11 protein-coding genes are annotated in these 15,656 nt (G+C 39.0%); all 11 read left to right on the top strand.

Translation table 11 applies throughout. The annotated features are described in order from the left end of the window. Nucleotides 1-976 precede the first annotated feature (976 nt). The 11 genes from WKT13_RS07060 to WKT13_RS07010 all read left to right on the top strand — a co-directional run bounded on the left by WKT13_RS07060 (nt 977) and on the right by WKT13_RS07010 (nt 15,581). Complete coding sequence (locus tag WKT13_RS07060) at nt 977-1,555, top strand: hypothetical protein (protein WP_340323361.1); 579 nt, start codon at nt 977-979, stop codon at nt 1,553-1,555. Between the two features lie 9 nt (nt 1,556-1,564). Further along, nucleotides 1,565-2,101 (top strand): cob(I)yrinic acid a,c-diamide adenosyltransferase, encoded by a 537-nt coding sequence (locus WKT13_RS07055; RefSeq protein ID WP_340323360.1) that lies wholly within the window; start codon nt 1,565-1,567, stop codon nt 2,099-2,101. A 57-nt stretch (nt 2,102-2,158) separates the two neighbouring features. Continuing rightward, on the top strand, nt 2,159-2,380 hold the full coding sequence (locus tag WKT13_RS07050) for a DUF2795 domain-containing protein (RefSeq protein WP_021992446.1): 222 nt from the start codon (nt 2,159-2,161) through the stop codon (nt 2,378-2,380). Nucleotides 2,381-2,629: 249 nt separating this feature from the next. Continuing rightward, entirely contained in the window at nt 2,630-4,303 is a 1,674-nt protein-coding gene (locus WKT13_RS07045; protein WP_340323359.1) for a tetratricopeptide repeat protein, read from the top strand. Nucleotides 4,304-4,400: 97 nt separating this feature from the next. Further along, entirely contained in the window at nt 4,401-5,507 is a 1,107-nt protein-coding gene (glf, locus tag WKT13_RS07040; protein ID WP_340323358.1) for a UDP-galactopyranose mutase, read from the top strand. Nucleotides 5,508-5,963: 456 nt separating this feature from the next. Next, nucleotides 5,964-6,350 (top strand): hypothetical protein, encoded by a 387-nt coding sequence (locus tag WKT13_RS07035; protein ID WP_340323357.1) that lies wholly within the window; start codon nt 5,964-5,966, stop codon nt 6,348-6,350. A gap of 315 nt (nt 6,351-6,665) precedes the next feature. Further along, a complete protein-coding gene (locus WKT13_RS07030) occupies nt 6,666-8,528 on the top strand; it encodes a glycosyltransferase (RefSeq protein ID WP_340323356.1) in 1,863 nt (620 codons plus the stop codon). A 58-nt stretch (nt 8,529-8,586) separates the two neighbouring features. Beyond that, complete coding sequence (locus tag WKT13_RS07025) at nt 8,587-8,919, top strand: hypothetical protein (protein ID WP_340323355.1); 333 nt, start codon at nt 8,587-8,589, stop codon at nt 8,917-8,919. A 77-nt stretch (nt 8,920-8,996) separates the two neighbouring features. Further along, on the top strand, nt 8,997-10,313 hold the full coding sequence (locus WKT13_RS07020; RefSeq protein WP_340323354.1) for a radical SAM/SPASM domain-containing protein: 1,317 nt from the start codon (nt 8,997-8,999) through the stop codon (nt 10,311-10,313). 219 nt (nt 10,314-10,532) lie between these two features. Then, nucleotides 10,533-13,271 (top strand): outer membrane beta-barrel protein, encoded by a 2,739-nt coding sequence (locus WKT13_RS07015; protein WP_340323353.1) that lies wholly within the window; start codon nt 10,533-10,535, stop codon nt 13,269-13,271. Nucleotides 13,272-13,340: 69 nt separating this feature from the next. Continuing rightward, nucleotides 13,341-15,581: a peptidase domain-containing ABC transporter gene (locus WKT13_RS07010; RefSeq protein ID WP_340323352.1), complete on the top strand. Its 2,241-nt coding sequence runs from the start codon at nt 13,341-13,343 to the stop codon at nt 15,579-15,581. Nucleotides 15,582-15,656 lie beyond the last annotated feature (75 nt).

Here is a 15,656-nt window from a genome sequence, read left to right as displayed (position 1 = left end):
CTCTCTTTTTTTGTTATATATTTATTATTGGTGCAGGAGGCCGCGGTCATTGTACAGTTCCGCGTCCGGTCATTTATACTTCCTACCACCTATTATAATAATATATGTATGTGTGTTTGTCTGTGGAATATTATGTATAATTTTATTTCTGTGTGAGACAGACATAAAATTATAATTTGCCGCTTTTTACGTCTTTTTATGCCGTTGTGTGTCAGAGCGCTTGCGGAACAGGCTTTATTGAGCTGCGGAATGGTGCATATTGACTCCTGATATGGGCTGTTTCAGGGCATGATATGTACTGTTTCAGAGCATGAAATGGACTTTATCGGGTGCTCATTCGGGCTGTTTTGTAATGCGATATTGACTTTTGGGCGGCAGGCAAGGATTTATGTGACAAATATGCCTGTATCGGATCCGAGTAGTTTTGTTTTCTTTCTTGCGTACACCTGTTATGATGTGTTGCGGAATGCGTCTGCATGTATGATATAGGAGCTGTCTGTTTGGGTACGAATGGTTGTCGATACCGCTTATGTACTGTTACAAAATATACATATGATAAATATATGGTATCTGCAGGAATGATTCTTGAGTGAAGGACGCCGTTGTTCAATGCTTTTGAATGAGGTAGGCATTATGCCATGAGTTTTTATTTAAGTATAAAAACGTTTCTGCCATGTTGCGACTGTATTTGTTTTCCATTAAAATAAAAGACACTTGCATGTACAAAATAAGGAGGACATAGAAAATCAATATATACATTATTTACATAATACAGTTTGTCCTCGATGTATGTCGATATAAACTATTGCGATTATTGCTTTTCCGCGATTTAATTGTATCTTTGCACAAGATGTGTTAAGGCATGACAGATTATTTACAGTCTGTGTGTGTCGGGCTTTGGCCCTTTCTAATGGTTTGATAAAATACATAATCATATATATCTGTGCATATACGGCATAATTATAGATTTCGTGAGGTGTTGACATGGCTGAGCCGTATCACTCATTGTCGTGGTTTCGGAGTCCAGTCGCCCTCCGCATATCGTTTCATACGATATGTGGTGAATGAACATTATCCATATTATGCATACGATGATCTGCGAAAGGAATTTCCTGATACCAGTTTCATTGACGAGAAATTGTATAAGCTGTATTTCCGGATAGCCAATTTCCTGCAGCCACAGACCTTTATCAGTATCGGAAAGAAAGATCCGCTACTCCACAGATATGTCAAAGCAGGATGCCGCAAAACGGATATATTGAATATTGACAGTATCCGGGACTTCTGTTGTAAGAACCCCGATGACATTCCGATACCGATACTTCTTCGGGTGAATCTGTATGACGAATCTCGTGACATACCGCTCTCACTTATCGACAATATGCCGGATAATGCCATAATGATACTTGACGGAATAAAGCACAACCGTGAGGCACGTAATACATGGAAACAGTTAAGGGATGACGCACGCACAGGTGTGACGTTCGATCTCTATTATTGCGGCATATTATTCTTCGACAAACGTATCAAACAAAATTATATAGTCAATTTCTAAAACCAGAAAATGAAAATCTATACCCGTACCGGTGACAATGGGACCACATCCCTGCCTGGAGGCACACGTACAACCAAAACCGATGAACGTATTGAATTCTATGGAGTGATGGATGAATTGAATTCATACCTCGGTCTGCTTTCATCCCTTATGAGTGAAGGGCCGGATAAGGATTTTATTGCAGAAATACAGATCCAGCTTTTTCGTATTGGAAGCATATTTGCAGGCACCTCGACAGCTGAAACAGTCACCACGTCAGACATAGCCCGTCTTGAAAGCGAGATAGACCGCATCCAGAGCTCATTGCCTCCGCTCCATTCGTTCATCATTCCAGGCGGAACGCCCTCTGCCGCTACGTGTCATGTTTGTCGCGCTATAAGCCGCCGTGCTGAGCGCCGTATGCTCTCAATGGCCGAAAAATATACTATTGATAGTGCGGTGTCGGCTTATATGAACAGATTATCTGATTATCTGTTTGTTTTAGCAAGAAATTTAAACTTTATTAGTCATACAGCAGAAAAAACTTTCACTATTTCTTGCAAATAGCGTAAATTTTATTATTTTTGTGCGTACATAAGAAAACCTAATATAAAAAGAAAGATTATGTATTGGACACTTGAATTGGCTTCTAAACTTGAGGATGCACCATGGCCCGCAACCAAAGATGAGCTCATAGATTATGCCATGCGTTCCGGCGCACCATTGGAAGTTCTTGAAAACTTGCAGGAAATAGAAGATGAAGGTGATGTATATGAGAGCATAGAGGATATATGGCCAGATTATCCCACTAAAGAAGATTTCCTCTTCAACGAGGATGAGTATTAAGTACGAGTGAGATTTAAGAAATCATAGACCGACACAGACTGAGCATCTTTGGATGTCATGTCTTGTCGGTTTTTGATATTTTATATATATATGTTTATTTTGTAGCGATATATCTTCAGATTTGTTTTTTAACCTGACAAATTCTTTTCTGTACCGCATAGCTTTCCGATGAGAAAACTCCTGTATCTTCTACCTTTATTTTTTCTGATGTTATGTTGCAAAGGCGGCGACAACAGTTTTGATATAATTATGGTACGTGCCGACAGCCTTATGGAAATAGACATGGATTCGGCTCCTTCCGCGTTGCGCATGCTCGACAGTATGTCCCCTCATGTTCCTTACCTGTCCAAATCACGTCGTATGCGTTACGAACTGCTACGTGCCAAGGCGATGAACAAGTCGAATGTATATTTCCGTAGTGACAGCACCATGAAGGAGGTTGCTGCATATTATTCCCATCACGGTACACCCAATGAGAAGATGATGGCCTGGTATCTTCTCGGATGTGTATATCGTGATCTCGGCGAGGCACCGGCGGCACTAGAATATTATCAGAAAGCTGCAGCATGCGCGGATACGACTGCTGAGGATTGCGATTATTCAATTTTAAATAAAATATATGCTCAATCTGCTATTGTATTGCATTCCCAGAAACTTATAGATGAAGAATTAGATATGTGGCATAAGGCTGAGTACTGCGGTAAGAGAGCTCATAATATTCGAATGGCAATAAGTGCTTTTGAAAATACTGTGAGAATTTATTATGCTTTAAATGATTATAATAAGGTTATGCAAATCAGTGATTCTGCATCGTCAGCATATTTGAATAGTGGCTATAAGGATAAGGCAGCTCGTGCAATATTTATCCAGATAGATATTTATCTTAAACGTGGAGACATAAAAAATGCAGAGGCATGTCTACATAAATATGAAAAATATGGAGATATCTTTTCATCTCCCGGGAATGTAAAACCTGGCTTAGAACTATATTACTATTATAAAGGTCTGTCTCTTTTGGCCAGCAACCGTGTCGATTCTGCCGAATATTATTTCAGAAAGATGCTGACAGGCAGTGCTCGCGATGAGAAAGAAGCGGCCTATCGCGGACTTCTTTCGGTATATCGCTCACGCCGTAATTCGGATTCAGTATTCCATTACGCCCGTCTTTATTGCGACGCCAACGACAGTTCGTGGCTCCGCCTCACCTCAAGCGAAGCCCAGCGTGTGCAGTCGCTCTACCGTTACACCCGCAACCGTCAGCAGGCCGAGCTCCGTGAGCGTGAGGTGTCGGAGCTCCGACTCATGATAGTCTTTCTTTCTGTCATAAGCCTTATAGTTGTTCTCGAATTGTATATGTGGCACCGCCGCCGTTCCTTCCGCATGAAGTCTCTGCTTCTTGAGAAGAACCGTATGTATTCCGATCTCCTTCATCGTTCCGGTGAGATCTCCCGTGAGCTTTCCGCCGCTTTAGGTGAGAACAGCCGTCTTGCTTCAGAGCTCGAGGCCTCCGGCCGTCGTCTCCGTGCAGAGTTGGACAAGATGCAGGACATGTCCTCCACCGATGCAGACTGGGCCTCACTCCAGAAACTCATGGAGTCGGACCTGATAAAGAATCTTCACGACCAGGCCGCCCACGGCCGTAGCGCCGGTCAGAAAGACTGGTCGCGTCTCAACACATATGTGGAAAATCGCTATCCCCGCTTCCTTTCGTTCATCAACAACCTTGGTTCCAACAGTCTGAGTCAGAACGAGAAAAAGGTAGCCATCCTCATAAAGCTCCATTTCCTTTCTTCCGAGATATCCTGTCTTCTTGACATCTCTCCTCAGAATCTGAGCAACATCCGTCGCCGGCTGAACCTGAAACTGTTCGGATCGTCCCGCACTTCGGAGCTTGACCGTAATATAAGAGACTGCAAAAACTGAAAATCAAGTAAGGAACGGACAGTGCTGTAATGGTATGTGATGGGTCTAAAAAATAATGAAATATATTTTTTATTTGTGATAATAAAAGCTTTAATATATGGATTCATTTGATTATGACATTATTATTGTGGGCAGTGGTCTGTATGGGGCGGTAACAGCATACCGTGCCAGGCAAAAAGGGTTGAAATGTCTGGTGCTTGAAAGGCGTGACGATATAGGGGGTAATGTACGTGACAAAATGATAGACGGCATAAATGTGCATTTGTATGGCGCGCACATTTTCCATACCGACAATGAACATGTGTGGTCATTTGTGCAACACTTTTCAGATTTTAATAATTACATACATACAGTTCTTGCACATATTGACGGAAGATACTATCATATGCCTGTGAATCTTATGACATTTCATGAAATTTTCGGTGCTAAGCGTCCTCATGACATTTCAGATATAATAACAGCCGAACGACGTAATGAGTTTTATTCTTGTCCAAAAAATCTTGAACAGAAGGCTGTAAGTCTTATAGGTCGTACCGTATATGAATTACTTGTGAAAGGTTATACGGAGAAGCAATGGGGATGTGCGGCTACAGAATTGCCTGCTGAGATAATTGAACGCCTTCCGGTAAGGACTACGTTCGATAGCCGCTATTTCAGTGACAGGTTTCAGGGCATTCCTGTAAATGGCTATCATGCCATGATCAGACGGATGCTTGATGGGGTGGAATTTATCACAGGTGTGGATTTTTGTAAGGAAAGGTATTATTGGCTTGGTCGTGCCCGCAGAATTATATATACAGGGATGATAGATGAACTGATGGACTATTGTTTCGGATCGTTGGACTATCGTGGTCTGGAGTTTCGTACAGAACGTGTAGAAGTTTCCGATTATCAGGGGATGGCTGTGATAAATGAGACTTCGTCGGTTGTGCCTTACACGCGGACAATCGAACATAAACATTTTAATCTAATGCAGGAACGTCTGCCATATACAATTATCACACGCGAATATCCTTCTGTGTGGCATCCGGGATGTGATGCTTATTATCCTGTCAACAATTTACGCAATAATCGTCTTTATGCCAAATATCGTGATGCTGCTTCCTGTATTTTTCCAAATATCATATTTGGTGGTAGGCTTGGAGAGTATCGGTACTACGACATGGACGATGTCATTCTGGCTGCCCTCAGTCTTGAACTGTGAGTCTCATGATTTCACGTTTATTATAATTGAGTTGACTGTATATGACAGCAATTACTTTTTACTTGCAAATTTCATACCGGAATAAATCTTTAAATATGCATGATGCTTATTGTATGTTTATACACGTATGCCATTTCTCTGCATGTATGCGCAAAAGCATTTTATACTCTTTTTTCAGGATACTTTTTGTTTAATGAATAGCCGGTGCTTTTATGTATATATTCGTGAATGTGTCATAATATGGTATCATGATGTTGAAATATTTAATTACACATATCTGTGTAATATTTATTGTAAATATTTGTAAACCAGCATTTTATATTATATAATTTCATGCAGGTGTGTATGATTGATGAATGTTTTCTTCCGTTTAGTTTGTCAGAAGGATTATATTTGCAAACAGCAAAATCTGTTCTATAACCAATTTTTAATCGATAATTATTTATTTTTTAATTTATGAGAAAACGAATAACACTTATTTTCATTTTATGCACCGTGCTGTTTACTCCAATATTTGCGTCTCCTGTTATTTCTGACTCAATATTCGTAAACATTGATTTGAATATAAAATATATTGACCCAGGAAATAATTATAATGAAGGTGTTGAAAAAATTCCTGTGGTTAAACCTGTTATAAGTATCAAAGGAGATATGTTATATCTGATGCATGGTTGCTATGGCTGTATGCTGTCATTGGTTTCTGCTAATGGAGAGGAAGTGTATAGTGAATATGTAGAATTTGGTACAGATATAATAGAATTGCCGGAATATTTGTCAGGAGAATATGAAATAAGATTGGTAAGAGACGATATTTGTTTCTATGGAATGATAGGTTTAAGTTAGTGGCAGAAAGGAATAGCGTGAGACACGAAGTTTCTGTGTCATATTGTTACGTTAGCTTATTAAAAAAGAAGTGGATGAATTATGTAAAGACTGATTACGGTATAGTAACAGAGTCTTTGACGGTTTTATACTTGGCTTAAAATTACATCCGGTTCTCACAAGTATGCTTCTGGAAGTGAGTGTTTCATGCTATGACTTTTTGTCCCAAAATTCTGATTACCTTAAATTTGATTGAGAAACAGTATATTAACCTACCGAACAATACATACAATTACTGAAAAACAAGTTTCGTTTTGGTCAGATAAATAATAATTTATGGAAAATATAATTGTTGATATATCGGTTATAATACCGTCGTACAATAATGCCAATTATATAAGGTGTGCGATACAAAGTCTTTTAAGACAGACATTTAATAGATGGCAGCTTATTATTGTGGATGATGGAAGTAAAGATAATCTGTATGATGCCGTTTCCTATTTTCTTTCAGACAAACGCATTTCTTATATACGTAATGCGGAGAACAAAGGATTGGGGGGGTGCCTGAATATGGCTATTGATATGGCGGACGGTAAATATATCGCCTATCTTCCTGCTGATGATATATATTTCGAGAATCATCTTCAAACAATGTACGACAAGATTGTTTCCGAAGATGCCGATTTTGTCTATTCAGGCATTGTGCATAACATAGGTAATCATGGTGGTGAACATAGTACCCAGCAGTGTAAAGGGTGTATAGATGGTCAGACTCTTCAGCTTGTGCAGGTGATGCACCGCAAGACTGCCGATCGTTGGATAGAACGTGGTGAACTTGTTACAGATGACCTTAACCGTATGTTTTGGAGCACATTTCTTAAAAACAATCAAAAGAAGGTGCATACAGATATGGTGACGTGCGAATGGTTCTGTCACATGTATCAGCGCCATAATATACTCAACGATCGCATAGGTGGCGGTATTTACATGTATAAAACTTATTATGGTGTGAAAGAACCGTTGCGCTATCATTCTTCAGTGGGAAATATTGTCGATGAGATAGAACATTATTCCAAACTGCGTGAGCATGGTAAACAGACATATTTTGATAATAATGGATTGAAAATTCTTCTCGTAGGTGAGCTCGCGTTCAATCCTGAGCGCATACTCGCCTTTGAGGAGCGTGGACATAAACTCTATGGCTTGTGGATAAACAATCCGTTGTGTTATAACACTGTTGGTCCGCTGCCTTTCGGGCATGTGGAGGATATACCATTTGAACATTGGGAAGAACGTGTGAAGGAAATAAAGCCGGACGTGATATATGCCATGCTTAACTTCAAAGCTGTAGAGCTTGCACATCATGTTCTCATGCATCGTCCGAAAAACATACCTTTTGTATGGCACTTTAAGGAAGGACCATTTTTCTGTCGTACATATGGACTGTGGAATAAGCTAATAGATCTTTTCGAGCAGTCGGATGGAATTGTATATACTAATCGCCGCATGCAGGAATGGTTTGATCTGTTCCTGCGCAAACGTACCACGCACACAGTCATCGTGGACGGCGACTTACCTTCAAAACATTGGTTTGATGGTGAGCGTAGTCCGTTATTATCTGATAAAGACGGTGAAATACATACTGTTCTTGCCGGCCGTGTCTTCGGTATGAGCAGTGAGGATATTGAGACTATGGGCAATCAGCATATTCATCTTCACATATATGGAGATGTTAACTATAACGCTTCTCAGAAAATGATTGATGAGGCATCAGCCTTAGTACCTGGGTACGTACATATACATCCTAACTGTCCTACAGAAGACTGGGTTAGCGAGTTCTCACAATATGATGCAGGATGGCTTCACTATTATGAAAGTTGTAATCAAGGAGATCTGATGCGCGCCAACTGGTCGGATATAAATTCTCCGGCACGTATGTCTACGTATGCTATGGCCGGACTTCCTATGATAATGCACGATAATACAGGACATATTGTCCATCATCAGGAGTATCTTGAAAGTCTTGGAATGGCGATAAAGATAAAGACATTTGACTTCCTTTCTGAAAAATTTTCCGATAAGAAAGAAAATGAGAAAAGGAGAGAGAATGCATGGAATAAAAGATACAACTTTTGTTATGACAGCTATGCTGATGAACTGATAGAACTATTTTATTTAATAATTAATGAGAAACAATGAAAATTTTAAGATGATATATTTAGTATATATATTAATTAATTTTAATAATTTAAAAATTATGAAGAAAGAACTTAGTGTAATTAAAGACTTTATACTTGAACTTGAATCAAGTAAACTAAATGGTGAACAACAGTCTTTATTGTTATCAGGAGGAAATGGAATAGAAGCTCGTGCTACTACCAACAAATGTTGTGATTATACTTCTAATGGTGCCTGTACAAATACTGTCTCCTGTAAAAATAGTGATAATGTTAATTGTAGTAATACGGGAAATTGTACAGGTGCAAATAACAAGTGTAATGTAAATGAAACAAATTGTGTAAATGCAACAAATTGTACTAAAGCTGGAAAACTAATGGATCTTATGGGGTTCCCTGGTTTTGATATTTAAGTAATTCTTGATTTATTTTATGTGGACGGATAAATATTTCCGTCCATATATGCTGTATAATATGTAATTGTGATAATATGAAATTTAGTATATATAATTCATCTATTCCTCTAACTTCAAAGACTGCAATGTTATATAATGCAGTTTCTGATAAATTTATTATATACACAAAAGGTATGGGTTCTTTTTTGAGCAAGAATCCGGATGAGGTGCATACTATAGTACCTGCATTTTATCATCAACTTAAGGAAGGTGGCTTTTTGGTAGATAAATCAAAAGATGAGAGTGAGTATGTTGCTTCTATCGGAAAAAAATATTGTACTAATAATAAGAGTTATAATATTATTATTAATCCGACGACAAATTGTAACTTTAGCTGTTGGTATTGTTACGAAAGTCACAAACCAAATACTATCATGTCACAGGATACAATAAAATGTATAAATAAATTTTTCGAGAAGAAATGTGAAAGTGGTATAAAAAATATACATATCTCATTTTTTGGTGGTGAGCCTTTATTATATTATGAAAAGGTCGTTCGTCCGGTTATTGATGGAATAAGGTCATTAATTTTGCTATATAAGGATGTAACAGTAAGTTTACATTTTACTTCAAATGGCTTTTTAGTTAATGATAAGGTCTTAGAACATTTAATGGAAGGAAAAGAACAAAAATCATTTCAAATAACATTAGATGGTAATAAGGAAAGACATGATAAGGTTCGATTTTCTGCATCAGGACGAGGTTCTTATGAAAGAATAATAAACAATATAAAGAAACTTGCAGAGAATTGTATAAATGTAAATGTAAGAATAAATTATACTAAAGAGAATATAAGTTCTTTAATTTATATTATTGATGATTTTAAGCACTTTTCTGATGACGTGCGCAACTTTATACATTTTGATTTTCAACAGGTTTGGCAAGAAGATGGATTTATAGAGGACGAAAACAAGATTCTTGATTGTACAATAGAGGAATTTAGAAAAGAATTCGGAAGAAGATGTGTTTCTGGACATTTTGAACATGTAAATACGTTTATAAATCCGTGCTATGCAGATTTGAAAAATGAATGTGTCGTGAATTATAATGGAGATGTCTATAAATGTACAGCACGTGATTTTACTTCAGAAAATCGTCTTGGTTATTTGTCAGAAAGTGGTGACATTATTTGGAATGATGATACTCTTATTACTGATAGGATTTGTTCAAAGTTCAATAAGAAGGTTTGTAAAGAATGCCGTATTTTCCCAATTTGTGGAGGTGGATGTGCACAACTGTCAATGGAAGAAATCAACGATATATGTCCGAAAAAACGTAGTGAATTGGAAAAGGATAATATAATCCTTGACAGATTTTATAAGTATGTTGTTGTTCGAGATAAGGAGAGATAATGTCTTTGTAACATTATTTTTATCGTAGTGACTTTAGTCAGAATTATTATATGTGAATAGAAAGGTATGATTATGAAAGCTGTATATTTAATGTTAATATTTGTTTTATGTTCATATAATGTTTTTTCTCAGAAAAAAAGTGAACATAAGATAAGCATATATGCATCGGTAGAAGATAAAGTCACGCGTGTAAGCCTGAAAAACATAAAGGTCACGCTGATGTTACCTGACAGTATAGTCATCGATTCCTGCATTAATAATTTTGGTTATAATAACGCGAAAGATCTTTTCTGTTTTAGAGTCGGCTTTGGTGATTATATTGTCAAAACAGAAGCAGACGGTTATGATACAAAGTACACTTGGATTAGTATAGACGAATCCTATAAGCGTGAATCAAGTAGTTTCCTTCCTGCAATATATATGCAGCGAACAAAGGTTCATGCCATAGGTGAGGTCGTGGTGACAGCTACAAAGGTGAAGTTCTATAACAAGGGTGACACGCTTGTCTATAATGCCGACGCTTTTCAGTTGGCCGAGGGCTCTATGCTTGATGCTCTTATAAAACAGTTTCCCGGCGCAGAGCTAAAGTCTGATGGTCGCATATATGTGAACGGACGCTTTGTGGAGAGTCTTCTGCTCAACGGCAAGGACTTCTTTAAAGGTAATAACAGAATAATGCTCGACAATCTGCCTGCATATACCGTTAAAACCGTGAAAGTGTATGATAAAGACGGATCCTTGAGTGAATTTATGGGACGCGACATGAACGACAAGCAGCTGGTGATGGATGTCTACCTTAAGAAGCAGTACAACATAGGTTGGATGGGTAGCATAGATGCGGGCATAGCAAATGAAAAACTGTACATGGCTCGTCTGCTCGCCATACGTTCCACCGATCATTCTCGTGTGTCTATGTTCGGCAATATGAACAATATAAACGACTTCACCACGCCTAATACCAACGATTGGACTCCTGACAAAACGCCTTACGGACGACTCACTTCAAAGAAAGCTGGTATTGATGTGGTTGTGGACGATCGCGATAATAAGTTTATGTATTACGGCAACGCCACTTTCGACCGTTACGACAATCATCAGACGGTAAACACGTTCCGTACGAATTTTCTATCAGATGGAGATATTTACGACCGGATGTCGCAGTATTCTGATATAAGCAACATGTTCTTAAGAACATACAACAAGCTTACAATCAATCCTGGAGGTGTTGGCTCACGTGTAAGAATAGACCTGACACAGTCTGCTTCCTACAGCAGACTGCGCAATGATCTGTCAGATGTTTCTGCAACATCAACCGAAACATGGAACGGTTTTAACGACTTCATATCGTTATTGTCTTCTCCCGTGTTATCCGAAGAACTTCGTTTGCGTCTTATAAACAGACAGATAGAAAACAGCTTTAGTGACAGAAAAAACTATAATGCAAAACTCGGCGCGCGTTCTTTTATAAGGGCACGTCATAATAGTGATTATATTGTATTTGATTTGAATGGAGAAATATTCGGGGAAGATGCAAAAGGCTTCACACACCGGCGCATGGACTTCTATTCAGGTGATGGCTCCACTGAATTTATGAACAGATACAACGACAAAATCCCATCTCGTGGATATAATCTGAACTTTATGACGGATTATCATCTCGGGCTTTCAGGAAAAGCATCTGTCAGTTTCACGTATAAACTGAGATCCGGTTATAGAAAATCAGAAGATAAACTGTATCGGCTTGAAAACATTGATGGGTGGGGACTGGACACGGAACATCCTTTAGGTACACTTCCTTCTGTCAGAGAGTATCTCGCTACTATTGACAGTCGTAACAGTTACAATTCTTCATTGCATGTGAACAATAATGACTTAGGTGTGAGCGGTATGTTCTCTGTTTTTGACAATGATAAGTCAAGTATGAATATATTCCCGATACTGACGTTATCTTTGCAAACCGAACGATTTAAATATAGTCGCGCGGTTATAGACACAGCGTTCACACGTACTACGCCGTTTCTCAATCCAAGTATAGAAATGAAGTGGTACACCAAGGATGTGAAATGTGGTATAGAGTTTAAATATTATATGGAGAACAGAACCCCGGAGATGCTCTATTCTGTAGGTTTTGTAGATGATGCCGATCCCATGGTGACAACCAATTATGGAAATAAAGACCTGAAGAATAAGCGGACGCATAATTTCAGTCTCAATTTCATCAACAGAAAACGTAGTACTTCGTATAGTGCTTCGGTCACATTCTCCACAAGCTTCAACGATATTGCCATGGGCTATGTGTACGATCGCGCCACCGGCCGCCGCGAATATTCTTTCTATAATGTTGACGGCAACAGAAATATAAATATGAATCTCAATGCAAATGGTCCGGTTGACAAGAAGAAACGCCTATATTTCAACTCATCCACTTCGTGGAGATATATCAACAGTGTTGACATGATTGGTGACGAACTTACTTCCGCACCGCAGAAAAGTACAGTCAGAACGTCTGTACTTTCAGAGGATCTTAACTTTGATTATAGCCTTGGTAAACATTCTGTAGGTATGAAAGGTTCGTTCGCATGGACCAGTTCCAATGGCGACCTTGATAATTTCACAACCATCAACGCATACAATTATAACTACGGTCTGACCAGTATGGTGTCACTTCCGTGGAACTTTAAACTCGATACGGATTTCACAGTCTATAGCCGCCGCGGCTATGAGGACACTTCGATGAACGACGACAACTTCGTGTGGAACGCCCGTCTGACGCGATCTTTGCTGAAAGGCAAGCTCACACTTCGCGCTGACGCTTTCGACATACTCCATCAATTGAAGAAAGTGGAACGTACAATCAACACCCAGGGCCGTGTGGAACGCTATTACAACACCCCGCCACGCTACGTGCTCATACACGCCATATACCGTTTCAACATATTCCCGAAGAAAAAGATATAGACTTTTAATAAACAAGACGACAGGGTTAAAACGCCCTGCCGTCGTTTTTTAGTGAATAAACATAATAAGATGAATGCCAGCAAAAGTGTACACAGACAATTGAAGCAGAAGCATCGTGTGCCGTTATACCGCCAGATAGAAGCCAATGACTGCGGTCCTGCCTGCATACAGATGATAACGGCATATTATGGAATGAAATATCCATTGAAGACGATAAAACGATATTGTGACATGACGCGTATGGGAATATCTCTGCGTGATGTGACACATTGTCTTGATACGCTTGGCTTTGAGACAGGAACTGTCACGGTGGATATAAAAGAAACACAACGTATGCCTTTGCCGGCCATATTGTATCTGAAGAAAGGACATTTTGTGATTCTTGAAAGAATACGTGATAGACGTGGTGTAAAGGAATATGCGATAGTCGATCCTGATTACGGTAGGGTGAAGATGAATGAGGAGAACATTATCGACCGTTGGATGATGAATGCCAGAGGTGTTGCGGTGGTGATGGCTCCAGATGATAGATTCGGAAGTGTCGGAGTGGAAGAATGTGACAAGGATACCACTCACAGACTTGTGTGCAGGACGATGAAGGATATTTTTGTAAACCATCGTAAGAATCTGCTGTGTATAGCATTTCTCACATTGATTGTGGTTGTCACAAACTGGGCGATGCCATTGTTACTGAAAACAACAATAGATGAGGGTATAATGAAAAAGAATATAAACATAGTGTGGATGATGCTCGCAGCGCAGTTTATGTTCTTTCTCGGATTTATGATTACAGGTAATATCTCCAATCTTATATCAACGAAAATGAATATAAAGATAAACATGAAGTTTACGGCAGGATATTTTTCAAAGATAATAAATCTGCCGATGAAATATTTTGATATAGGATTAAGATCAGACCTCATGCAGAGATTATCGGATTTGAGCCGTATCGAGTCATTTATTACAGGAAATATGATGTCGATAGTGTTTGCAATCCTTAATGTCATCGTGTTCTCGGCTCTGTTGCTTCATTATAATTATGTGACATTTCTCATATTCATGTTTTTCTCCATTGTGTCGTTTGTATATAACAATTATTTCATGGTGAAACGTAAGTATATTGATTACGCCAGTTTTTCAATAGGCTCGGAGCGTCACAATACGATATATGAAATGATAATGGGCATGTCGGAGATAAAGATAAATAACGCCCAACAGGCACGCATTTCGGTCTGGCGCAGGCTTGAAGACAAGATGAACCGGCTAACGATAAAGTCGGTATATCTGAATTACTACATGTCAAATGGTGCGGGATTGTTCGGAAGACTGCGTGACATCACGCTTACGGCTTATTGTTCTCTGCTTGTGATAGAGGATGATATGACCATGGGTACCATGATGATGATAAGTTTTCTTCTTGGTCAGCTGTCTGGTCCTGTCGGACAATTGATAGGCTTCTCTCAGAATGTTCAGGATGCCAAGTTGTCGTATGGTCGTATAAATGATATTTACGAAAGGCCGGAGGAAACTTCGCCCGGAGATATAAGTATTGCTGATAAGAAAGTAAACAGGGGTATTTGTTTTAAAAATGTGTCATTCAAGTATGCGGGAATATCCAGTCCTTATGTGTTGAGGAATATTGACTTTGATGTTCCGGTCGGGAAAGTTACTGCCATAGTGGGAGCCAGTGGAAGTGGCAAGACCACTCTGCTGAAGCTGATGCTAGGGTTTTATTATCCTGACGAAGGCGACATCTTTATCGATGACAATCGTATGTGTGATGTTGATGTGAATACATGGCGTGACAAATGTGGGGTGGTGATGCAGGACGGACGTATATTCAGTGGTTCTGTAGCGGAGAATATCGCCTTTTCTGCAGTAGAGCCCAATGCCGGAAGATTAGAATATGCAGCAGAAGTAGCAGCAATAAAAGATCGTATAAAAGCGTTACCAATGGGATATAACACAAGGATTGGCGAGACCGGAGTAGATCTGAGTGGCGGTGAGAAGCAGCGCATTTTCATTGCTCGTGCTGTATATAAGGATCCGGAATTCATATTCTTTGATGAGGCTACTTCATCGCTTGATGCAAATACGGAGCGTACAATAATGCAGAATTTGCGTAATTTTTATAATGGACGTACTGTTGTCATAATAGCGCACAGACTCAGTACTGTTAGGGATGCGGACAATATTGTATTCATGGATAAGGGACATGTTGTAGAGCAAGGTTCCCATGATGAACTTCTGGAAAATAAGGGATATTATTATAGACTGGTACACAATCAATTGGAATTTTGTGATAGTTGAAACATTTGTTAATTATTGATTTTAAATTTATATATTCCCCCAAATATACAACATGATTTTTCCATATTGTATAAT

Source organism: Prevotella sp. HCN-7019, from assembly GCF_037890215.1.
Lineage (GTDB): Bacteria > Bacteroidota > Bacteroidia > Bacteroidales > Bacteroidaceae > Prevotella.
This window is presented reverse-complemented; position numbering and strand designations above follow the sequence as displayed.